Source organism: Algoriphagus sp., from assembly GCF_046296635.1.
Lineage (GTDB): Bacteria > Bacteroidota > Bacteroidia > Cytophagales > Cyclobacteriaceae > Algoriphagus.
In genome coordinates, this window is record NZ_JBKBKZ010000010.1 from 64827 (window position 1) to 87587 (window position 22761).

Consider the following 22761-nt stretch of genomic DNA (forward strand, 5'->3'; position numbering starts at 1 on the left):
ATAGTAATCTGACAACTTTAAACAAATTATAAACAGATGAAAAAGACTTTGCTGTTTTTAGTATTTGTGAGTGTTTTCTCTATTGATGCTTTTGCTCAGGAACAAGGGGATACGCGAATTCATGCCTTGGGAACTTACAACTTAAGGTTTGGAGAATTTGGCGTAGGAGCAGGAGCAGAATACTTTTTTATAGATAAGTTTGCCGTGATGCCGAGCTTCGTTAAGTATTTTCCACAAGTTGGCAATACCAGTAACTTCAGCTTCGATCTTCGCTACTATGTAACAGAAGGGCCCTCACAGCTTTATTTTATGGCTGGATACAGCCAAACCTTCGAAAACAATCAACCTGGACAGCCAGGAACAAAACGTGACTATGTTGGGGCCAATGTCGGTGTGGGTGCTTATATCGTCTTGACAGAATGGGTCGGATTGAGTACGGAATTCCGATTCCAAAGTCAATTTAGGCAAGAATCAGGATTTAGGCTTGGATTTGCTTTTCCGCTTTAAAGAGAATATGGACAGGCGTTTTACTCCTAGTTGGAGAATTTTCCAAAGATTTGGGATTGGAAGACCGAAGACTGAAGAGCCTAGTAGTGCAGTTTGAGCCAAATCCCATTAATAGTTTTGATCCACTGACAACGTAGCTGATAACCAAAAAAGAGAATTTCAAAATACTGGAAGCTGTAGAAGTTTTACTTTTTGCTGAACTCAAATAGTTTTCGCTTTTCCTCCTTACTCAGAGCATCGTAACCCTTTTCAGCTATTTTGTCAAGAATTGAATCAATCTCTTCCTGAGTTGCATCCTGAGTTTTGGCAATTGAACTTGGATTTGATTTATTTGAAAAGCTCGCAAATCCTCCTCCGCTGGATGTTTTGGCCTTACTTCGATAAGTAACTTTTACTTTTCTTCGCTGACTTAATAGGTTTTCGAAGAAAATACCAACTTTCTGTACAGGTACTCCCCAATCATTTCCTCTTCGCAGCTGGGTGATGTATAGAAAGCCTAGAAGAGCGCCGCCTAGGTGGGCGATTTCCCCACCGGCATTTGCACCAATGGAGTTGGCAAAGGATAGTATTACATAAAACACTGCTATGTAGACGATCTTCACGGGGCCAATAATAATCAACATGAAGGTTGTATGCGGAGTCAATGTCGCTGCCCCAACCACAATAGCAAACACCCCTGCACTGGCTCCAAGCATCATCGAACTTTGTACAGATTCGCTGAAATAAGGAGCAAGATTGTAAATAAGGACATAGAATAAACCTCCGAAAATTCCCCCAAGAATATAGAGGTTGGCCAACTTTCGACTTCCCAAATACTGATGGATCAACAGTCCAAACCAGTACAGAAAGAGCATGTTGAAAATGATATGAAAAAATCCCTCGTGGAGAAACATGTAGGTCAAAATTGACCAAGGTTGGGTGGCAAGCTTTGGAAGATAAGCAGGCATCATCAGCTGGCTAAGACCGACTTTATAGATGTCTCCATATCCGCTGATGGTCAAAAACACACGAATGACCATCAGACCTAAAAATACAAGAAGGTTAATAGCAATCAGCTTATAAAGGCTGTTGTCACTATGCCTGAAGGCATTTTTTAAATTATCCCAAAAACCACCGTACATATCAATAGAAACTGTTTCTGTCTTTTTTCCAATTATAAACCAAGGCCGCCCCAATGACTAAGCCGCTCAAATGTGCAAAATGGGCCACGTTGTCTGTCGGGTTGTTTACGAATACGTTATAAATCGTATAAAGTGCATAGACTCCCACCAAATATTTTGCTTTTACCGGCATTGGAGGGAAAAGCAGAAATAGTTGTGTATTTGGGAAAAGCATTGCAAAAGCGACCAAAATTCCAAAAAGTGCACCGGATGCACCGACCATCGGCTGATTAGATCGAAGTTTAAGAATGGCTTGAAGTGTCTTTTCAGCACGCTCAATAAACATGGGATCTTCAGGGTTTCGGCTATATTGACCAACAAAGTCAAAAACCTCAGGAGAAAAATACCCGCGATTCTCCAATACTAATTTGTTGAAATACTCAGGGTCGGGATTGCTTTCGAATGCCAAAACCTTCCTTTCGAGATTTTTATATTCATACATGGAATAGCCAGAATACAAAATACCAGCACCTACTCCACAAACCATCCAAAGGATGAATAGTTTCTTAGGCCCCAGGAATTGCTCCAATAGAGGACCAAAAATGAAAAGCCCAAACATGTTGCTGAACAAGTGCCAAAAATCGGCATGCATAAACATGTAGGTAACGAATTGGAATGGCCTAAAATAGGTGCTTTGGATAAAATAAAGCGCAAACCACTGGTTCAAAACGGGAAACACAAAATTTGCTACTAAAAAAACAACAATGTTGATCAGCAGGAGATTTTGGACAACTGGAGTAAGATTTCTAAACATGCTATTTTCCAAAAAAGGAGTGAATGTTATTTAAATCCAATTTCACGAAAGTTTTGTTCCCCGCCGGAGAATAATTTGGGTTTTGACTGGCAAAAAGCTGTCCAACGAGGGTTTCCATTTCTTGAGAGTTGAGCTTTTGCCCTTTTTTTATAGAAGCTCTACGAGAAAGTGATCTAGCCAGATTTTCTCGTTTATCCAAAGAAAGTTCATTTTTGAAGTTTTTGAATTGCTCGATAAGCCCCTCAAAAAGTTCTTTTTCATTTTTCACTTGGACATCAGCCGGGACACCCTGAATTAATACTGTATCCTTGCCAAATTCTTCTACGATAAATCCAAGACTGTAGAGTTCCGAGAGCATGTCCATTACCAAGGCAAAATCTCCGGCGTTTAATTGAACAGTGGGAGGAAATAGGCACTGTTGAGATGCTCCTTGAGCCGATTTAAGTTGGCGAAGGTAGCGATCATAAAGAATTCTTTCATGCGCGGTTTGCTGATCCACGATCAAAAGACCAGTTGAAGTTTGGGCGATGATATAACTTAATTCTACCTGAAATGTGGTTCCCGTCGCTTCAGCTTCCTGAGATGGAATCATGAACCTTGATTCATCTGATGATGCCCTACTTGGGAAAGTCAGGATTTCATGTTCTTCATCGGAATGTTGTGATGCAGTTGGCATTGGATTGGAATTTCCCTCAAAAAGTCGCTCCCAACCTGAAACTGACGATTTTTTGAATTCTGGTGTGTTGAAAGTTTTATAGCTGTATTCCCGATCCACTTGGACCTTTGTATCCGGGTTATTGGTCCAGTTTTCCTGATAGTTGACGTCTAGTGAAAAGTCCAAAGCCGGCATCACATGATGGGCGCCAAGTGCTTGTTTCACTGCAGATCGAATCACTGCATAGACAGTCCGTTCATCGTCAAATTTAATTTCTGTCTTCGTTGGGTGCACATTGATATCGATGTGTGCGGGATCGATGTCCAAAAACAGGACATAAAATGGGAATTGATCATTTTGAATCAATCCCTCAAAAGCGGAACTCACAGCATGGTGGAGGTAAGAGCTTTTGATATATCGGTTGTTGACAAAGAAGAACTGCTCTCCCCGTGTTTTCTTTGCGTTTTCTGGTTTACCGATATATCCCTTGACGTTCACATGAGGCGTTTCCTCATTGCAGGGGACGAGTTGTCCTTGGTAGTTTTTGCCAAAAAGACTGACGATCCGTTGACTTAGTTTTCCCGAAGGAAGGCTGAAGACTTCCAGATCTTGTTGAAAAAGCGAAAAAGCGACTTCAGGATAAGAAAGCGCCACCCGCTGAAATTCATCCACGATGTGACGCATCTCCACAGGATTGGATTTTAAGAAATTCCGACGGGCGGGGACATTGAAAAACAAGTTTTTCATCGCTACAGAAGTGCCAACTGGTACTGCTACAGGCTCTTGTTTTTTCACATCCGAACCTTCAATCTGGATCAAAGTCCCCAATTCGGTTTCTGCTTGTCGGGTTTTCAGTTCCACCTGAGCTACAGCTGCAATTGATGCCAAAGCTTCCCCTCTGAAACCAAAAGTTCGAATTGCAAAAAGATCCTGAGAGGTCCGAATTTTGGAAGTCGCATGACGTTCAAAACTCATCCGAGCATCAGTCGCAGACATCCCTTTTCCATTATCGATGACCTGAATGAGTTGCTTTCCGGCATCTTTGATGACTACTTGAATTGAGGTGCCACCAGCATCGACTGCATTTTCAAGAAGTTCTTTGAGTGCAGAAGCTGGTCGTTGAACTACTTCTCCTGCTGCAATTTGATTGGCAATCGCATCAGGAAGTAGTTGGATGATGTCACTCATTTTTAGCCCTGTTTTTCATCCTGAACAAAAAATAAATTCCACCTGAAATCAATCCAAAATAAAGAAGGTAGGTGAAAATATCCGGTCCTATGTAAATGTATCCAAAGGCCATCCCCACCATAGCTAAAAACAATAAAGTTCGGATCATAGCAGTCGAACTGAAAAGACTGGTTTCGCGCTGTTTGATTCCTTTGTATTGAGAAAAAGATCCACGGATACCTCCGCCGTAACTCCCCAATTCCTGCTCTTCACCTGGTTTAATTAGTCCTTCATTTTCCAGTTCCTTTTTGATTCGGGAAGTGCGCTGTTGGATCTCCTCCTTTACGGGATCATAATATCTTGGCTTAATATCATACCGCATAGGGGTTGCGGTGCGAAAGAGAGAAGGGAATTTCATTAGCTATTCGGTTTATGGTTCGGGCTGATACTCAATTAGAAACCAAGGAAGGTTTAATGGTGATGATACCGTAAAACACTTTATCACGTTTTAAACCCCAAAGCGTACCCAATGTTGCCCAATCTTTGCTATATTCATTTTGGAGTATCATATATGTGAAGGTTAGCGACCGGAAACTCTTGGAAGTTCACACTTTCATCGCTCTTTCAATACATTTTTAAAGGTAAGAATAATAATTGATCTCGATCATGACTAGGAAGCTTTGGGTACTGTTTTCATTCGTTGCAATGCTTGGGGTATTTACTTCGGGAAAGGTAGATCCATTTGTTGCAAATGAGGATCCATTGAATAGCAGTGACCGAGTGAGACAGCAAGTATGGGTGGATAGTGTCTTTTCGGCTTTGACATTTGAGCAGCGCTTAGGCCAGCTTTTTATGGTGGCAGCCTATTCTAATAAAGATCAAAAACATATCGATGAAATCAGTAATCTGGTCAAAACCGAAAATCTTGGAGGTTTGATATTCTTTCAAGGGGGGCCAAATCGACAAGCTAGATTAACTAATTACTACCAAGCTCAATCAAAAACACCCCTTTTTATAGCAATGGATGCCGAGTGGGGCATCGGCATGCGATTGGATTCAGTTCCGAATTTCCCCAAAGCAATGACCCTTGGAGCGATTCAGAATCATGATTTGATTTATGAAATGGGTGCAGAGATCGCTCGTCAATTTAAGGAGTTGGGGATGCACATCAATTTTGCACCTGTCGTGGATGTCAACTCAAACCCTAATAATCCTGTCATCGGCTATAGAGCCTTTGGTGAAAATAAAGATGTGGTAACCCGTAGAGCTGTGGCCTATATGAAAGGGCTTCAGGAAAATGGAGTCATCGCAAATGCCAAACATTTTCCCGGTCATGGAGACACGGAAAGCGACAGCCACTATACGCTGCCTGTGATCAAGCATGCCGAAAAGCGAATCTGGGATGTAGATCTTTATCCTTATCAGGAGCTTTTCAGAGAAGATTTGATGTCTGTAATGGTGGCCCACTTAAATGTGCCAAGCTTGGATAATGGATCGAATATTCCTTCTAGTCTTTCCAAGCCTATAGTCACAGATCTGCTTCAAAACCGGATGAACTTTCAGGGCTTAATTTTTACCGATGCACTTAACATGAAAGGTGTGGCTAATCAAAATAAGCCAGGTGAGGTTGATCTCAAAGCCCTACTTGCCGGAAATGATGTGCTTTTATATTCTCAGGACGTTCCTAAAGCAAAAACGCTAATCAAAGATGCTGTTGACCGGGGGGTGATCAAAGAATCTGAAATTAATCGAAGGGTCAAAAAAATCCTGAAAGCAAAATATTGGGCGGGACTGAATAATTATAAGCCTATCGATACATATAAAATTGCCGAGCGACTTCATACTCCCAAAACCAATGAGGTCATCGAAAAGCTATACGCTGAGTCCATCACTGTAGCAGCAAATAAAGGAGATTTACTCCCGTTTAGAAATCTTGACCTTAAAAGATTTGCAAGCCTAACGATTGGAGATGATGGAAAGGTTTTCAATGAGTATTTGAAAAAGTACACTGGAGTTGATCATTATACTGTTCCAAAGGCAGCCAATGAAACCTCCCATTATAATATTATCAAGCAACTCGAGGATTATGATGTGGTTGTGGTTGGCTTGATGGGAGTAAACAATAGCCCTCAACGTGCATTCGGAATAGCTCCGGGTGATATTCAACTGATCAGGACTTTGGAAAAAAGACAAAAAGTAGTCGCGGTCCTTTTTGGAAATGCTTATGGAGCCAAGGCTTTGGAAGGTTTTGGAAATGTGGTTTTGGCCTATGAAAACTCTTCAGAAACTCAAAAGCTTGTTCCGCAGGTTCTTTTTGGTGGAAGACCAGGCCAGGGGATTTTGCCTGTCACTGTTAGCGGTCAATATTCTCACGGAGTAGGCGGTTATCTGGCAGGTGTAAACAGACTTGCCTATGGAAGTCCGGAGAGTGTGGGATTGAACTCGGAGAGATTGAATGAAATAGACAAAGTAGCAGAAAGAATGATACAGGTGCAGGCCGCTCCAGGTGCGAATGTGCTTGTTCTCAAAGATGGAAAAGTTGTTTTTGAGCGTTCTTATGGTTATTTAGATTACAAAAAGACAGCACCAGTCACCAAAGAGACTGTTTACGATCTTGCATCGGTCACCAAAGTTCTTGCAACTACTCAAGCTGTCATGTTTCTCCAAAGTCGTGGTGAATTGGATATGAATAAAACGCTAGGAGATTATCTGCCTGAGCTAAAAGGAACTAACAAAGCCAATCTTGTCCTCAAAAATGTAATGATTCACGAAGCTGGACTGAAGTCATTTATCCCACATTATGTCAAAACTGTCCAGGCAGGTCAGTGGAGAGGGGATTATTACAAAGCTTCCATAGAGCCAGGTTTTAGTAGCTCAGTTTCCAATGAAATGTTTGGTCGGGATGCACTTCGAGACAGTATTTGGAATTGGACAATCAAATCTGATTTGCTTCCTAAGCCTTACAAATACGTCTATTCAGATTTGACGATGTATTTCATGCAAGCCGTCGTGGAGCAAATTGTCAATCAGCCCATGGATGAATTTTTGGACCAAAATTTCTACGCCCCATTGGGATTAAAAACGCTGACTTTTCATCCCTATCGAAAAATGCCTTTGCAAAAAATAGCTCCAACGGAAAATGATGTGGCTTTTCGAAAGCGTCAAGTCCATGGCTATGTTCATGATCCCGGAGCAGCGATGTATGGAGGTGTGGCAGGTCATGCCGGTCTTTTTGGCACTGCCAATGATCTCGCCGTCATGATGCAGCTGATGCTTAATAAAGGTACTTATGGGGATGTCACCGTATTCAAGCCAGAGACAGTAGATGCCTTCACCAAACGGCAATCGAATATCAGCAGAAGAGGTTGGGGATGGGATAAACCGGAACCTGAAAACGGAAGAGGTGGATCAGCAAGTAAATTTGCTCCCAAAAGTACCTTTGGACATACTGGATTTACCGGCACCTGTGTGTGGGCTGATCCGGAAAATCAACTGGTGTATGTTTTTCTATCTAATAGGGTGTATCCGGCTGCTGAAAACAATAAGCTGTTGGATGAAGGCATCCGAACAAAAATCCATGATATCATTTATGAGGCGATGAAGAAATAAGTGGGACATTTGTTTCTTTCAGTTTATGAATTCTAATGTTTTAAGGGCTGGAAGACCGGAGACCGAAGACGGAAGAGGGGTATTTTAGAATTTGAGTTTTTTTTATTTTACCACGATTTGATGTAATAGTGAAAATCTAATTTTATTCTTCTTTTTTCGCATCTCGCAGTGATTTCAGGTAAAGCCCTTCAACCCGTTCTCTTGCCCAAGGTGTTTTTCGTAAGAATTTCAAGCTGGAATTGACAGATGGATCATGGGTGAAGCACCGAATAGTAATTCGTTCTCCAAGTTCTTTCCATCCATATACTGCTACGAGATGTTCGAGCATGTTGACCAAAGTTATTCCATGTAGTGGATTTTTGGGTTGGTGTTCCATTGATGTTTTTTTTCTGAATACTGTTAACTCTGGTACTGCCTACTTATCTAAAGGTTGGATTAAGTCCCACAAATTTCCATACAAATCCTTGAATACGGATACAGTTCCGAAATCTTCCTCTGCTGGTTCCCGGATAAACTCCACGCCACGGGATGTATAGTTTTTGTAATCTCTCCAGAAATCATCGGTATAAAGGAAAAGAAACACGCGTCCTCCGGCTTGAAGTCCGATTTGACTGATTTGAGTTTCGTCGGCAGCTTTTGCCAAAAGTAAATGACAGCTTGATCCGGGAGGTGAAACTCTCACCCAGCGTTTGGTTTCGCTCATTTTGGTATCTTCCAAAAGCTCAAAGTCCAAGATGGCAGTATAATATTGAATCGCTTCATCATAATCTTTTACGAGTAGCGTGATTTGACCGAGTTGCTGTTTCATTTTTAAATGTTAAAATCAAAATAATTCTTTCATAGACAAATGATTGGTTTTTGGTTTACGGATTAAAACCAATTATCATGTACAAGTTTACAGCATTACCTTTTTACCTCTGCCTTTTTTCAGTTTTGATTTTTTCCTGCCAAGAAAAAGAAGTAGAGGTGAAAACCTGGAGCCTAGTGGCTTCTGGTGAAAAAATCATTATTCCTCTTGACGATCAAACTTCGAATATTAGTCCAGGGCTGGAATACTTAGCAGGTGACACACCCTACCTTTTTAATGCTAATTGGAATGCTAATTCTTTGCAAATCTTTGATCTGGAAAATCAAGTTTTGGAAAAGGAATTGATTTTCGAGAGAGAAGGAGCGGATGGTTTTGAGTGGAGTTATTTTCATGTTCACACGTTGGACAGTATTTTTCTATTCCCCCCGTTTGGAAAGCAGATTGTACTCACAGATACTTCTGGTGTAATCAAAAACCGTATCCGGTTTGAATTGCCTGAAGGTTATTCAAATCTCTTTCCTCACAACAGTTATTATGTGTCTCCACCGAATTTAAATGGAAAAGAATTAATAGTAAAAGTGAGGGCTGAGGGTCGAATAACTGAATTTACACAGGAGAAATTGGATGGATTGGTTTTGTCAGGTGCAATAAATTTAGAGTCAGGCGCAACGAGATTACTGCCACATGGATTCCCAAGTGATTATTTGAGTTCTGGTCAAAAGCAATTGGAGTATAGTTTTCACTATCAGAATGGCAGAACCGTGGTTTCATTTATGGGGGATCATCGGCTGTATCATTCAAATAATGAAGCTTCTGTATTGGAATCAAAAGAAGGGAAATCTCAATACTTGGATGATCAGATGCCTTTTTTTTTGAAAGATGTTGATAGTCGCGGTATGAGTGAATATGCATTTGCCAAGTCACGCTATGAATCCTTGGTATATGATTCATTTCGCAAAGTCTATTATCGCTTTGCCTACCCTTCGGTTCAATTTGAAACTGATGAAGAATTAAGAGCTCTGAGAAATAGCCCAGGCCCCTTTGTGGTGATGGTTCTTGACGAAAATCTCAATCTCCTGACAGAATCGAAATTCGAAGCGGGTACTTATTATCCCACGAATTTCTTTGTAGGAGAAAAAGGACTGTACATTTCACTGAGCCATCCTGATAATCCTGAAATCCAAGAAGATGAAATGGCCTTTGAGTTAATTAAACTGGTGGGGAATTAGGTGGATTTTGGGGTTGAATCAATTCTGCCAGTAAGCGAATTTTCCTTAGGTTAGGGCTGGATACTTCGACTGCGCTCAGTACGAGTGACCGGAGACCGAAGACCGAAGAGGGCCTGGTAATTTGTTATTAAGGAAAATTCCAATTTTTCATTTTTTGGCATAGAAGCGGATAATCATAAAGTATTAATAAAAATAGGTCATTAGGCTAGGTGTTCTGCAATTTTCTTTTGAATGCTTCTTTGGATTTTTTTCCAAGTTTGGCCTTTGAGACTCACAGGATCCTCATCTTCGTCAGCATCTTGAAAATAAACCATCACTTGTGGAATGGAAATCAAAAGGTTTTGGGTGCTGTATTTTTCTTTATGATGCTTGATAAAATCATTTACTGAATAGTGATGGAGTAATTCGGCAATATCCCAGAAATCTTTCTTTTTGCCACGACCTAAAATCGCTTGGATCTTCATTGCCATAATGTCTTGATTTGAAAAAAACCGAATACCTTCTATCGTTTCAACAGCACCAATAAGTGGATGAGGATGCCGAACGATGTCGACTTTTATTCCATCGATAAAACAAAAAATGCCAAACCAAGGGGGGCTTGTTCTAATTTCCAATCGACCTCCGAAATGCTTTCTCAATTCCTCAACCAAAGGCTCATTTTCGAATTTTTCGAAAGAGAAAAAATCCACATCAATCGATAATCTGTGCCCAAATTTTAAGGATAAAGCGGTCCCGCCCACTAGACCAAAGTTTTGAAGGCACGGAATCTGGCAAAGCTCTTCTAGTAAGGAAAGAGTTCCGGGTTCAACTGTCTGAGTGTGTAGCATCTGAAATCTTCAATAGGTCGGTCAATTACAGCAGCAGCGAGGTACATGGTCATTATAGAAAGGAACTTCGCATTCAGCAGCACCTCAGCCACCAACTCATCTCCATAATACCTTCGGCAATTGCGGATGTCAGGCACATCACCGCGCTCAAATACCCGCTCGATGACAAATTTGTATTTTTTAGCATAATCGAGATTTTCAAAATTCACATCCCAGAAGATGCGCTTGTGAAACACAGGTTTTTCTTTTTGCTCCATGACTTAAGGACTTTGATCAAATTTACAGTATTCAAAATAAAAAAGCCCCGAATTTCTTCAGGGCTTTTGGCTTATTTGATTACAACTGCTATCGTATTATCATCCGGCAATCGGTCGATAAGCTTATTGTAAGGATCGATCCCTGCTTTGACAGGTTCGCCCTTGACTTTGATCGTGATGGTCGATTGTCCCGGTTTGATTTTATGTTTTTGGATATACAATGGATTCACACGAGTTCGTCCATTTTCATCTTTATCCTCAGCAGCGAAGACGCCAATATCCATGTAATCGGCTTCGTATTGGGCGTTTTCTTCTCTGCCCGTTTCATCTGCATAGAGTTTTTGGGATTTAACTTTCAGCGTGATTTCATACTCCCCATCTGTGATTCGCTTGGCCTGAACTTCCTCGGCTTTGTTGTCATACAGCGTGATTTTGTTCCATGTATCATCCAGATAATATTTCAAACTGTCGGGAGTGACTGCATCGAGATGCCGGTATAGATCATAGCTTCCCGGGAAAGGAGGGGTTTCTTTCAGTCCGAATTCCTGATTGAAAGCAAATAAAGCCGAATCCATCGACTCTTGTCCGATCAAGTCCTGAAGTCCATAGAGAATCAAACTTCCCTTGTAATACCATTGATAAGGTCGGTTACAGTTGATAAAAGTGTTTTCCTTTTTGCCTTCATTGGATCTTCCAGAAAGGTAGCGATCGAGTTCATCCTTGAGAAACCGCTTCATATTGTCCTTACCGTATCTTCTTTCAGTCAGTATCAGGGCAGAGTACTCTGCCAATGCTTCCGAAATCAAATTTGAACCTCTAGTATAATTCGGTGTAATCTGATGCCCCCACCACTGATGTGCAAGTTCGTGAGCAGTTACAAAATAGACGTAATCAAAATCATCCGGACTTTTGAAATCCGCCACCCATCCGAAGCTCTCAGCGAAAGGAACAGTATTTGGAAAAGATTGAGCGAAATTTGCATACCGAGGGAATTCCATTAATCGCATTTGCCGAAATTGGAAATCTCCATAAGTTTCCGAAAAATACGTGATCCCGTCTTGATAGGCTTGGAGACCTCGATCCAAGTTGTATTTATGTTTGGGATGGTGAAAGATTTCAATGTTCACTTTGCTTCCATCAGGCATGGCTGCCTCATCTTTCAAGACCTCGTATTCTGCCGAAACAAACGTGAAAAAGGCTTGAATGGGAGTGTCCTGAATGTAATGGAAATAACGCCTGCCGTTTTCTTCCCATTCTCGCTCTAAATAACCAGGTGCGACTGCGATCTGATTCGGGATCGTGCTGACCACCGCTTCAAACTGGATGAAATCCGCATCATCAACGAATAGCAGGGTCCTTTCACCATAGGGATCCCGATGTTCCGGCAGATCTTCAGGCTTAGGAGGAAGTCCATATTTCTTGCGGTCCTCATCACTGTTCATTTCAGAGCTCGCAGAATATCCTATTTCAGGAACTCCACCACTGAAGAAAGTGCCATTGTAAACGATCTCTCGACCATATCCGGAATTGGGAAATCCTGAATAGATTTTTTCACTGATTATGACAAAGTCCAAGGTGTCTCCAGGCATCATCGCCTGAGGCAATGCGGTAATTTTATACCATTCGCGTTCTGGCTTTTTGCCAAAAATCTGAAACTTCCTTGGCTTATATTCCAGCGGGAATCGATAGGTAAGAGTATCTCCGTCCAAGAGCACTTTAAAATTGCTTAAATCTGAGCTATTGAAGTGGATCGAGTCGATAGGACTGTCAGTTTTATTAACCATCTGAACCTGAGCCTCGAAATATGCAGCCCGTTCCACCGGGAATAAGTCTGCCTTGATGTTGACTTTAGTAGCTTTTGGCTGCGGAATTCGTTCATATTTTTTCAATTGCTGTTCATAAGCTACGGATCTTTCCTTGCCTTCGTCGGAGGTCAAATAGCCGTTTTCATAGACTACCGAATTGTATATGTATGCCCCCGTAAGCAGCGCGATAGCTAAAAATGCAAATGATAACTTTGGTGCTGGATTTCCCAATCTGGATTTGGCAGTTTTAATTCTGCTTTTCCAGGAATCCTCTATGCCACGGCTAAAGAAGATACTGAAGAACAATACCAAAAAAATTCCCCATGCCGTCCAATAGATATTAAACCAAATCAAAGGCTCTGCAAAGTGTCCCAAGCCATTCATGTCACTCCAGGTGTAGCCTGGCTTATAGCTAAAGAAGAACAAGTTGAAGTTGTAATCCGCGAAATTTCTCAAAATGATCATCACCACCCAGATTCCAATGGCAGCGGCATGTCCAGCGAATTTGTTGTTGACCACCAAGTGAACCGCAAAAACCAGCATCACCATTTGAAGGAAATCAGGTAAAGAAATCAGGTAGCTGTCGATCAGATAAACTGAGATATTGTAATTGAAATAGCCTTTTAGCGTCTGTACCAAAAGTCCAACTACAATTGGAAGCGTCGTTAAAACCAAACAGATAAACGCCATTCCAAAGAACTTTGAGGCGATTACCACTCCATCTTTAACCGGGAAGGTATCGTTGATCACTGAGTAGCCTGTAGACTTATCCCGATGCAAAGCTTCTCCAGTGAAAAACACAATGATAATGAATACAAAAAGCATGTAGTCGTAACCTTTGTATTCCATCAAGAAAGAGGTGGAGGGCAAATTCGATACACTGTAAATCGTGTTCCCGATCCAGAAATCAAGCACGAGGAAGATCATTCCTCCCAATAAAATCGAGCGGAAGTACACATCTTTCAGCACATTTTGAACCTCAATTTTGGTCAGGGTAATGAAACTTTTCCACTGATAATCTGCCGTGAAGTCAGGCATTACTCGCTTCAGCAATCCTACAGGAGCTGTTTCGTTGTCAGTTTTCGAAGAGAGTTTTTTCTTGACAGTTTGAAAGAAGTAAGTAAAACTGAATCTGAAGTAGGAAGCAAGAAAGAATGCTAATCCTACAGAAACCCAAATAATTCTGTTCAAAAGCAGATTTCCAGTTACCGAAAGCAAAAAGCTATTTTGCTCAAATGGGGTCAAATAGCGAGTTTGGATATCAAAAGAATTCAAAGCAAAAGGATCCAGAAGCTGAACCAAATCCTTGTTTTCGATATCCTGAGCGAGAAAATTTGACAGTAGATATCCAATGAAAATCACGATACCACCTGAGTAGATGGATCGGATGTTTCGTGTGAAAATAATAAGTGCGAAGAATAGCGAGGCAGCCAACCATAGATTTGGCACCACCAATGTCAACCATGGATGGAGGTAATTGATCAGGGAATTTGGACCAAATCGATCTGCATCCGTCCCGAAAAGTGGGCCGAGTAAACTTCCTAGGTAAATACCGAGCAAGGCTCCCAAGGAGATAAAAAGGAGCACGAAAAAAGACCCCCAAAACCGACCCATAAAGTAGCCAAACTTCCCAATAGGGTAGCTAAAAAGAAAGGTTCCAGTCTTGTGCTCCAAATCTCTGTATAGCGGAACTCCCATCACGGCAGATGCAATCAAAATCCCAAACAGGGATACCAAAACCAATAAATTGGCGATAACGATCGGAGAGTTGTGAAAGACTTTTTCCGAAGCAGGCGTATTCCCAAATCCAATTAACAGAAGTGGGACGATCGTCAACAAAGCGAAGTAAATCCAGGTGGCCGGTCGGCTGAACCTGTATTTCAGCTCAAATAAAAAGATGTCTTTAAACATAGCTGAGGCTTAAATCGTGATTGGATCTACTTTTTTGGAAATAAAACTAAAGTACACATCCTCCAAATCTGCAGGAGTTGGGACAAATCCATTTCCTGGATCTTCATCACTTTCTATTCTTAAGCTGAGCTTTCCTTCGATCAATTTAGTTGAGATGACATGATAGTCTTTGCGGTATTTATCGAGGTCACTTTTATCGATCGCTTTTTTATAAATTTTCCCCTGCACAATCGAGAGACCTTCTTTCGGTTTCCCCTGCATCAGTACCTCGCCCATGCAGATGATGGCCATGTTGGAGCAAAGGGTATTGACATCTTCTACAATGTGTGTGGAAAGAATCACGATGGTGTTTTCTCCAATTTCTGAAAGAAGGTTGTAAAAGCGATTACGTTCAGATGGATCCAAACCTGCCGTTGGTTCATCCACGATAATGAGGGAAGGATTTCCGACCAAAGCCTGGGCAATTCCAAATCGCTGACGCATCCCGCCGGAAAATGTGCCGAGTCCTTTTTTTCGGTCTTTAAATAAATTTACTTTTTGTAAAAGTGAAGCTACGAGTTCTTTTCGCTCGGATTTATTACCGATTCCCTTCATCTGAGCAATATGGTCTAGCATCGTCTCAGCGTTGATCCGAGGATAAAGTCCAAAGTCTTGCGGTAAATAACCCAGACGTTCACGAACCGCTTGTTTTTCTTTCAATACATCAATTCCATCGAGTGTGATCGATCCAAAATCTGCATCCTGAAGTGTGGCGATGGTTCGCATCAGTGTGGATTTGCCGGCACCGTTTGGCCCAAGAAGTCCAAACATTCCCTGAGGGACAGTCAGAGAAATGTCGTTTAGTGCTTTCACTCCATTTGCGTAGGTTTTGGAGAGATTTTTAATAATTAATTCCATAGATAAAAGGGTTACAGTGTCAGGTTGGAAAAAGGATTCAATAAAAAGCAATTCATCGATCGCTCAACTTTTGCATTTTGAATATAAGAATATGATTCTAAAGACCTTTCTTAAAAAAGGATAATTGCAGTTTCCAGTAGTTAGATGCAGAATTTCCTCTGATGGTCACGAGCTTTTAGAAAAATTATTAATAAAATTGATCGAACGTCAAAAGCTTCATACAACCACATAGTCACATAGATAACATAGCTTACTGGAGAAATTTTAGAATCCTTTTTAAATCGAGTCATATGAAAACGTCGAGAAAAGAAGTTGATGATTTATCCTATCAAATCATTGGAGCAGCGATAGAAGTTCATCGTCATATGGGCCCCGGGTTTTTAGAAAGTGTTTACCAAAAGTGTCTTGCTATAGAGTTGGCTGAGCGTGAACTTTCTTTCCAACAGGAATTAGAATTACCGTTTTCGTACAAAAACCACACTATTGTAGGCCAATTTCGATGTGATTTTTTTGTTGAAAATCTGATTGTTGTGGAGATCAAAGCGGTTTCTGAAATTCTACCTATCCATGAAGCACAGGTAATCAACTACATGAATTTGCTCAAAATCCCTAAAGGAATCTTGTTGAATTTCAATGTCATGAACCTCTTTCATCAAGGGCAAAAAACTTTTGTGAATAAGTATTACGAATCACTTTGGTGAGATTCTAGGGTTTTTTAACCACATAGGTACATAGGAGCACATAGTTTTTGAAGGCTCAGAGCTTTTCCTCTATGTTTTTACTATGTGACTATGTTGTTTATAAAAGAACCTTTCCAGGGGCACTCAAATTTGATTCACCACATAGGTACATAGGAGCACATAGTTTTTAAAGGCTTAAAGCTTTTGCGCTATATTTATCTATGTGACTATGTTGTCTTAAAGAATCTTTCCAGAGGCTCTCAAATTTGCTTCACCAAATAGGTTCATAGGAGGACATAGTTTTTGAAGGCTCTAACCTTTTGCGCTATGTGTTACTATGTGACTATGTTGTTTTAAAAAGAACCTTTCAAGAGCCACTCAAATTTGAATCACCACATAGGTATATAGGAGCACATAGTTTTTGAAGGCTTAAAGCTTTTTGCTGTATTTAATTATGTGAATATGTTGTTTAAAATAGTCACACAGGATTTTTGCCATTGAAATCATTAAGTTTTTTTGAAGTCTCAGAATATTATAAGTTTATATTCAGTCACTATCTCGCTTTAGAATATAAATCCAATGAAAAAAATACCGCTTTTATTATTCCTTGTTTTCTGTTCGTTCTTGGCAGAGGCTACTGAACTGGTCAATCTCATCACCACTTATCAAGCCGATCGTGGTGCACTGACCCGTTTGTACACCAATCGTCTATCAGCAGAATATTTTTCACGAATGGAATCCTTCAATCAGGATTATTTGAAAAGTCTCCAAGCTCAGAACTATGATGCTCTCTCTGAAGATGGAAAGATCGATTACGTGCTTTTTCGCAATTATTTGGAAAAGGAACTGGCGACTTTGGATTTGGAAAAACGGGCATTTGTCGATGTGCAGTCGGTGATCGGTTTTGGTAAACCTTTGGAGGATTTTGTCATAGCAAGAAGACGAGCCAAGCAACCCAACTCTCAGGAATTGGCTGCCATATGGAATCAGGTATCCAAATCAGTAGATGCGCAATTGAAAGCTTTGCCCGCTTTATCCAAATATGATTCTTGGCAGAAAGCGGACTTAGCGGCATCTGCGGTGGAAAGTTTAAATCGAGTGACCAAAGAAGCCTATGATTTTTACTTCGACTACGATCCTGAATTCACTTGGTGGATGCCTGAACCTTGGAAAAAACTGGATGCGAGTATGAAAGGGTATGCCAAAGGATTGCGTGAGCACTACACCAATTCGGTGAAAGATGATGGCAGTGGTATCATCGGCAAGCCTATCGGCAGAGAAGCCTTGGAAAAGCAATTGGCCTTTGAAATGATCGCTTATTCACCGGAAGAATTGATCAAAGAAGCGGAGAAGCAATTTGCTTGGTGCGAAAAAGAAATGCTCAAAGCTTCCAACGAATTGGGTTTTGGAAATGATTGGAAAGCGGCCTTGGAGATGGTGAAAAACACCTACCTGCCAGCTGGTGCATGGCCGGAGGAAGTGGCGAGATTGGGCGAAGAAGCCATCGAAATTATGGAGAAAAATGATTGGCTCACTATACCTGAATTAGCCAAAGAAACTTGGCGAACTACGATGATTTCTGCGGAGCGGCAGCGCGTAAGTCCGTTCTTCTTGGGCGGTGAAGTGATTCAGATTTCCTACCCAACTTCCGAGATGAGCCACGAGGAAAAGATGATGTCCATGCGTGGAAATAACCCACATTTTTCGCGAGCGACTGTTCAACACGAATTGATTCCAGGGCATCATCTCCAGCAGTTTATGAATCAGCGGGTGATGACACATCGGCGAATGTTCGCAACACCATTTTGGACCGAAGGTTGGGCGCTGTATTGGGAGTTTGTGCTTTGGGACCGGGATTTTCCACGGGATGCCAAAGACAAAGTAGGAATGCTATTCTGGAGAATGCACCGCTGCGCAAGGATTATTTTCTCCCTTAATTATCACTTGGGTAAAATGACTCCTCAGGAATGCATTGACCTCTTGGTAGATAAAGTGGGGCATGAATATGCCAATGCTGAGGCGGAAGTCAGACGTTCATTTGAAGGAAATTACGGTCCGCTTTATCAGATCGCTTATATGATCGGTGCGTTGGAGATCTATTCGATGCGAGCTGAAATGGTGGATTCCGGTAAAATGGGCGAAAAGGAATTTCACGATCTTATCATGTCCCAAAATGCGATGCCGATTGAGATTTTGAGATCCAAAGTCACGGGCAAACCTTTGGACAAAAATCATAAGGCGAGTTGGAGGTTTTTGGAATAATGTATTTCCCGCAGATTTCCGCAGAAAAGGGCACAGATTTTCACTGATTTTTTCATGAAGAAAATCTAAATCGATGCTGGTTTCTCATTTTTTATTATGTATAACCCCATAAATACATGTCAACCTTCAAAGTTTAGGATTGAAGTTCAAAACGGTGCATCTTCCCCTTTTCCAAAGGGGGCTTAGGAGGATTTTTCAAAGGTTATTTTGAGAAAATCCTCTTAAGTTCAACGTTCCGAATACTAATATTATTTATCAGCTATTTCAATTAAAAAAAAGCGAAATTCGAGAAAACCCATTTAAGAGAATAGAACAGTGACAGTCGAAAAATTGAAACTTAATTTGATTCAGCGAGTCATGAAAATTGATAAATCTTCCACGCTTGAGAGATTTGAGGATCTTATTATTCAGGCAGAAATGGAGGAGAGATTAAAGGATTCTTTGGAATCAATAGAAAAAGGTGAAGTTTCAACTATCGATGAATTTGCAAGATCAAATCAGGAATGGCTGAAAAAGAAGTCTATGAAGTTATAGAAACGGACTTTTTCCCAACAAAAATGAATCCCTCTAGGATGAAATCATAAAAAAAAAGAAGGCCGAATCAGCCTTCTTTTTCCTTTTAAACTTAACCATTATGAAGATTTAGTTTTCCAAACGGAGTTCGTTTTATTTATCTTTCAGTGTAAAAATAATAATCCCGTTTTTACCTTTTTCTCCAAAGCGAATCGAAGCTGTTTCACCTTTTAGGACTTCAAGGCTTTCTATGTTTTTTGGATCGATACTTTGCACATCAAACACTTGTTCAAAAGTTCCATTTTTGTTTTTTGTATAGTAAATAGGATTTGTGTTCTCCTTAGATGGGTCTGGCTGAAAGTAAATTTTGCCTCCATCTGGGTAAATTGTAACATCTCCTTCAGGACTAACTTTACTAGTAAAATAACCGCTCTCAGATCCTTTAACTGAGGCTATTCCTTTGACACTCGTACTAGTTCCTACTCTATATTTTGGGCTAGTAGATTGAAGGGTTGGGGAAATATTTGAGGGTATATTGGTTGTTCCGTAAACGGTCCAGTTTTTTGTGGACTTTAAGGTTTTTTGCTGATTTTCAGTCAGCTCATTTTTTATCGCCACCAATGTGGAAAGTTGCTTTTTCTTCAATTGATTTTCCAGATTCAGGACAAGGTCCATTTGTTTGGTAACAGCCGCAGGGTCAGGTTTGGATTGAGCCAATAACTTTTTCAATTTTTCGGTTTCCGCATCCAGATCCCATTTCAAGGTGCTGAAATCAGCTGCATTAGTGCTATGGATCTTCTTGATTTTGTTGGCCTGATCGTCAGTCAAAGATATTTTCTCTCTGTTTTTCATGACTAGGTCAGCGGAGTAAAGGTATTCCTGAAACATGTCTTGCGCATTGGCAAGACTTGCAGTCAGGAAAAAGAGCAGGAAAAGGATTCTTTTTATCATGATTTTTCGGTTTATCAGATTTGTGTTTTAATAATAAGTTGGTTTAGTTTTCTTCGGTCACTTGTGCTGAGCGTAGTCGAAGCATCGGTAATCCATCCACATCAGTATTCAGCTAATAAAGAGGAAGTAGGTGATTCCCAGGTTTCCAGATAAGTCTTTTCTTCGATGAGAATTTGCTGTTCCTGATTTTCGCCTTGCTGCAGTGTGATGATGATTACTTCTGCGGGTGGATCAGCAATGATGTTTTCCTTTGGTAAAAGGAAAAAACCAATCGTTAGTGAAGCAGCGATCCCAAGAGGGATCCACCAGTTCAGTGATCTAGTTTTTACTAACTCAGGAAATTCTGGAATAAGAATCTCTCTATCTTTTTCTTTCATACCTTGAAAGAAAGCCTTCAATTCTCTGTCTTTATCTTGAGTCATAATTTTCTTTTTTTGCATTGGTTGATTCCTTCAGTTCCGAAGGCTTTCGGGATAAAAACCTCATATCATTTTCGCCCGAGGCTTGTCTCCACTGCCGTTTTTTAAATTTCTTCCGCCGACATCATGTCTTCACTAACGGAATTACTTCATTTCAGTCTTTCGCTGAAACTCAATCTATTCCTTTAATCTCTTCGCCGAAGGCAGTGTCTCAACTGCCTTAATTACTTTATTTCTGTTTTCCGTTGAAACTCAATCCACTCCTTCAATCTTTTCTTCCCTCGCTCGTAATGTGTGCGAACCGTCCCAATATGCAATTGTAGAACCTCGGCCGTTTGCTCCAAAGTCATATCGTGATAGAAAACCATCAACATGACTTCCTGCTGCATTTTTGGAAGTCTTCTGATCAATCCTTCATAATTAGTTTCATCTAATTCTATGTCTTCAAAAACCAACTCAGGTTCATTCTCAATGCTGCTCCACTTTCCAGTTTTCCTCAATTCATCTATCGCAGTAAATCGGATGATCGAAAACAACCAGGTTTTTGCATTCCGATCATGGTTCAGCTTTGCTTGGCCTTCAAGAATTTTGAGATAGACCACTTGCACCACATCTTTTGCCATTTCTCCATCAAACCCACAGCATTGTCTTGCCCATATATAGGCTTCTCGATGGTGCTGTCGGAGTAAAGTTTCGAGCTGGCTTTGATTCATTTACACTAGTTAATCGGAAAGACCCTGTGTTTATATGACAAGTTTTTAAAAAAAGTTGAAAAGTTACCTGGCGGAAAGGTTGAAAGGTTGCGGCAACATTCCAACTTTACAACATCATGTGGCAGCAACTCATCAAACAATTTCGTCATCATCTCAAACTGGAGCGATCGCTGAGCGAAAATTCCATTGAAGCTTATACCCGCGATGTGGAGAAGTTAGCTGCTTTTTCGGAAAGAGAATTTGTAGGAAAAAGTCCATTGGAATTGGAATTGGAGCATCTTCGCCGCTTTGTTAATGCCCTAGCTGCTTTGGAAATTTCGGCTTTTTCTCAAGCCCGAATCATTTCCGGAATCAAGGCTTTCTATCGCTTTCTGATGTATGAGGACAAAATCAAGGAAGATCCGGCCCAACTTCTCGAAGCACCAAAGCTTGGTCGGAAACTTCCGGATACGTTAAGTTTTCAGGAAATCGAACTTTTGCTTGAAGCCATTCCACTTGGGGAATCGGAAGGCCATCGAAATCGGGCGATGCTCGAGATGCTTTACAGTTCCGGCCTACGGGTCAGCGAGCTTGTGGAGCTTAAAAAGAGTCAGATCTTTACTGAAATCGGCTTTTTGAAGGTTGTTGGAAAAGGAAACAAGGAACGGCTGGTTCCGGTGGGAAAAGATGCGCTGAAATATCTCAAAATCTATCAGGAGGAAGTTCGGGTGCATCAGACTCCAACGAAGGGACATGAAGAATTTGTTTTTCTAAATCGCCGTGGTCAAAAACTTACCCGAGTGATGGTTTTTTTGATTATAAAAAAGACTGCTATTCAAGCAGGAATTAAAAAAAATATCAGTCCGCATACGTTTAGACATTCTTTTGCGACGCACTTGATCGAAGGAGGTGCTGATTTACGAGCCGTTCAGGAAATGCTCGGCCATGAAAGCATCACCACTACTGAGATTTACACCCATTTGGATCGGGATTATTTGCGGCAGATTTTGACTGATTTTCATCCGAGAAAATAGGGAATTTCGGATTTCGGATTTCGAATTGCGGATTTCGCATATTTTGAGATCAGTCGTAATGAAATCTGCATTTTGCAATCAAAATTTCTTCGCCTTTGACTTGATAGATAAGTCGGTGTTCTTCGTCAATTCTTCTCGACCAAAAACCTGAATATTTGTGTTTAAGTGGTTCAGGTTTTCCTATTCCATCAAAAGGGTTTCTGGCAATATCCTTTATCAAATCGTTGATTCGTTTAAGCTTTTTCTTGTCGGTCCTTTGCCAAAAAAGATAATCTTCCCACGATTCATCAACGAATACCAGTTTCATTCTTCGATCAAGTTTTTAGAAAAGGAAGTCCCCGATTTTAACTTTTCAATGGCTGAGTCAAGTCTTCGTTCATTTTCTCGGGAAGATAATTCGTGTTGTGTGGCTTGTAAAGAATTGTATTCAGTCAAAGACATGATGACCACACCGTTATCCTTACCTCGATTTATAATCAAGGTTTCAAAGTTCTGTGTGACTCGATCAAAATAATTTTTGATGTCTTTTCTAAAGTCGGATAATGTGGTAGTGATCATAATAAAAGATAATTTATATGTACAAATATATGTACATAACTTTGTAAAGTTTAATGAATTTGAAAT

At 40.7% G+C, this 22761-nt stretch carries 22 protein-coding genes; 7 read left to right on the forward strand and 15 right to left on the reverse strand.

What is annotated here, in order from left to right; genetic code table 11:
- Positions 1 to 36 precede the first annotated feature (36 nt).
- Positions 37 to 507, forward strand: a complete 471-nt coding sequence (locus tag ACK4HU_RS09415) for a hypothetical protein (protein WP_409805977.1) — start codon at positions 37 to 39, stop codon at positions 505 to 507.
- A 185-nt stretch (positions 508 to 692) separates the two neighbouring features.
- Here ACK4HU_RS09415 and ACK4HU_RS09420 read toward each other — a convergent pair whose 3' ends face one another.
- The 4 genes from ACK4HU_RS09420 to ACK4HU_RS09435 are packed head-to-tail and all read right to left on the reverse strand — an operon-like array spanning position 693 to position 4661.
- Positions 693 to 1628 carry a rhomboid family intramembrane serine protease gene (locus tag ACK4HU_RS09420; RefSeq protein WP_409805980.1) on the reverse strand — a complete coding sequence of 312 codons (936 nt, stop codon included), beginning with the start codon at positions 1626 to 1628 and terminating at the stop codon, positions 693 to 695.
- A 1-nt stretch (position 1629) separates the two neighbouring features.
- Positions 1630 to 2421, reverse strand: a complete 792-nt coding sequence (locus tag ACK4HU_RS09425) for a rhomboid family intramembrane serine protease (protein ID WP_409805983.1) — start codon at positions 2419 to 2421, stop codon at positions 1630 to 1632.
- A 1-nt stretch (position 2422) separates the two neighbouring features.
- Positions 2423 to 4264, reverse strand: a complete 1842-nt coding sequence (mutL, locus tag ACK4HU_RS09430; protein ID WP_409805985.1) for a DNA mismatch repair endonuclease MutL — start codon at positions 4262 to 4264, stop codon at positions 2423 to 2425.
- On the reverse strand, positions 4257 to 4661 hold the full coding sequence (locus tag ACK4HU_RS09435; RefSeq protein ID WP_409805988.1) for a hypothetical protein: 405 nt from the start codon (positions 4659 to 4661) through the stop codon (positions 4257 to 4259). The genes mutL and ACK4HU_RS09435 overlap by 8 nt, the downstream gene beginning before the upstream one ends.
- Before the next feature lie 248 nt (positions 4662 to 4909).
- Here ACK4HU_RS09435 and ACK4HU_RS09440 point away from each other — a divergent pair, with 248 nt between their 5' ends.
- Positions 4910 to 7852 (forward strand): glycoside hydrolase family 3 N-terminal domain-containing protein, encoded by a 2943-nt coding sequence (locus ACK4HU_RS09440; RefSeq protein ID WP_409805991.1) that lies wholly within the window; start codon positions 4910 to 4912, stop codon positions 7850 to 7852.
- Positions 7853 to 7994: 142 nt separating this feature from the next.
- On the opposite strand, the gene ACK4HU_RS09445 is transcribed toward ACK4HU_RS09440, so the two are convergent.
- The gene (locus ACK4HU_RS09445) at positions 7995 to 8228 is read right to left on the reverse strand and encodes a VF530 family DNA-binding protein (RefSeq protein ID WP_409805994.1); all 234 of its coding nucleotides are present in this window, start codon (positions 8226 to 8228) and stop codon (positions 7995 to 7997) included.
- A 39-nt stretch (positions 8229 to 8267) separates the two neighbouring features.
- Entirely contained in the window at positions 8268 to 8660 is a 393-nt protein-coding gene (locus ACK4HU_RS09450) for a VOC family protein (RefSeq protein WP_409805997.1), read from the reverse strand.
- Positions 8661 to 8737: 77 nt separating this feature from the next.
- Between ACK4HU_RS09450 and ACK4HU_RS09455 the strand changes: the two genes are divergently transcribed.
- On the forward strand, positions 8738 to 9889 hold the full coding sequence (locus ACK4HU_RS09455) for a DUF4221 family protein (RefSeq protein WP_409806000.1): 1152 nt from the start codon (positions 8738 to 8740) through the stop codon (positions 9887 to 9889).
- Between the two features lie 200 nt (positions 9890 to 10089).
- Here the strand turns inward: ACK4HU_RS09455 and ACK4HU_RS09460 are convergent, their stop codons facing one another.
- The 4 genes from ACK4HU_RS09460 to ACK4HU_RS09475 form a co-directional block, all read right to left on the reverse strand.
- Complete coding sequence (locus ACK4HU_RS09460) at positions 10090 to 10629, reverse strand: nucleotidyl transferase AbiEii/AbiGii toxin family protein (protein WP_409806003.1); 540 nt, start codon at positions 10627 to 10629, stop codon at positions 10090 to 10092.
- Between the two features lie 41 nt (positions 10630 to 10670).
- A complete protein-coding gene (locus tag ACK4HU_RS09465) occupies positions 10671 to 10973 on the reverse strand; it encodes a DUF6922 domain-containing protein (RefSeq protein ID WP_409806006.1) in 303 nt (100 codons plus the stop codon).
- A 71-nt stretch (positions 10974 to 11044) separates the two neighbouring features.
- Positions 11045 to 14689 (reverse strand): M1 family aminopeptidase, encoded by a 3645-nt coding sequence (locus ACK4HU_RS09470; RefSeq protein WP_409806009.1) that lies wholly within the window; start codon positions 14687 to 14689, stop codon positions 11045 to 11047.
- Between the two features lie 9 nt (positions 14690 to 14698).
- Positions 14699 to 15586: an ABC transporter ATP-binding protein gene (locus ACK4HU_RS09475; protein ID WP_409806011.1), complete on the reverse strand. Its 888-nt coding sequence runs from the start codon at positions 15584 to 15586 to the stop codon at positions 14699 to 14701.
- 290 nt (positions 15587 to 15876) lie between these two features.
- Here ACK4HU_RS09475 and ACK4HU_RS09480 point away from each other — a divergent pair, with 290 nt between their 5' ends.
- From ACK4HU_RS09480 to ACK4HU_RS09490, 3 genes are all read left to right on the forward strand, one after another.
- Positions 15877 to 16287, forward strand: coding sequence for a GxxExxY protein (locus tag ACK4HU_RS09480; protein WP_409806014.1), 411 nt, complete (start codon positions 15877 to 15879; stop codon positions 16285 to 16287).
- A 558-nt stretch (positions 16288 to 16845) separates the two neighbouring features.
- Entirely contained in the window at positions 16846 to 18528 is a 1683-nt protein-coding gene (locus tag ACK4HU_RS09485) for a DUF885 family protein (protein WP_409806017.1), read from the forward strand.
- Positions 18529 to 18885: 357 nt separating this feature from the next.
- A complete protein-coding gene (locus ACK4HU_RS09490) occupies positions 18886 to 19062 on the forward strand; it encodes a hypothetical protein (protein ID WP_409806020.1) in 177 nt (58 codons plus the stop codon).
- 132 nt (positions 19063 to 19194) lie between these two features.
- Here the strand turns inward: ACK4HU_RS09490 and ACK4HU_RS09495 are convergent, their stop codons facing one another.
- The 3 genes from ACK4HU_RS09495 to ACK4HU_RS09505 form a co-directional block, all read right to left on the reverse strand.
- A complete protein-coding gene (locus tag ACK4HU_RS09495) occupies positions 19195 to 19992 on the reverse strand; it encodes a hypothetical protein (protein WP_409806022.1) in 798 nt (265 codons plus the stop codon).
- Positions 19993 to 20093: 101 nt separating this feature from the next.
- Positions 20094 to 20432: a hypothetical protein gene (locus ACK4HU_RS09500; RefSeq protein WP_409806025.1), complete on the reverse strand. Its 339-nt coding sequence runs from the start codon at positions 20430 to 20432 to the stop codon at positions 20094 to 20096.
- 203 nt (positions 20433 to 20635) lie between these two features.
- Positions 20636 to 21124, reverse strand: coding sequence for an RNA polymerase sigma factor (locus tag ACK4HU_RS09505; protein WP_409806028.1), 489 nt, complete (start codon positions 21122 to 21124; stop codon positions 20636 to 20638).
- Between the two features lie 116 nt (positions 21125 to 21240).
- On the opposite strand from ACK4HU_RS09505, the gene xerD reads away from it, so the two are divergent.
- Positions 21241 to 22137 (forward strand): site-specific tyrosine recombinase XerD, encoded by an 897-nt coding sequence (gene xerD / locus ACK4HU_RS09510; protein WP_409806031.1) that lies wholly within the window; start codon positions 21241 to 21243, stop codon positions 22135 to 22137.
- Between the two features lie 49 nt (positions 22138 to 22186).
- On the opposite strand, the gene ACK4HU_RS09515 is transcribed toward xerD, so the two are convergent.
- Both ACK4HU_RS09515 and ACK4HU_RS09520 read right to left on the reverse strand, forming a co-directional pair.
- Positions 22187 to 22444, reverse strand: a complete 258-nt coding sequence (locus ACK4HU_RS09515; RefSeq protein ID WP_409806033.1) for a Txe/YoeB family addiction module toxin — start codon at positions 22442 to 22444, stop codon at positions 22187 to 22189.
- Complete coding sequence (locus tag ACK4HU_RS09520) at positions 22441 to 22695, reverse strand: type II toxin-antitoxin system Phd/YefM family antitoxin (protein WP_409806036.1); 255 nt, start codon at positions 22693 to 22695, stop codon at positions 22441 to 22443. Before ACK4HU_RS09520 ends, ACK4HU_RS09515 begins: the two co-directional genes overlap by 4 nt.
- Positions 22696 to 22761: the final 66 nt, after the last annotated feature.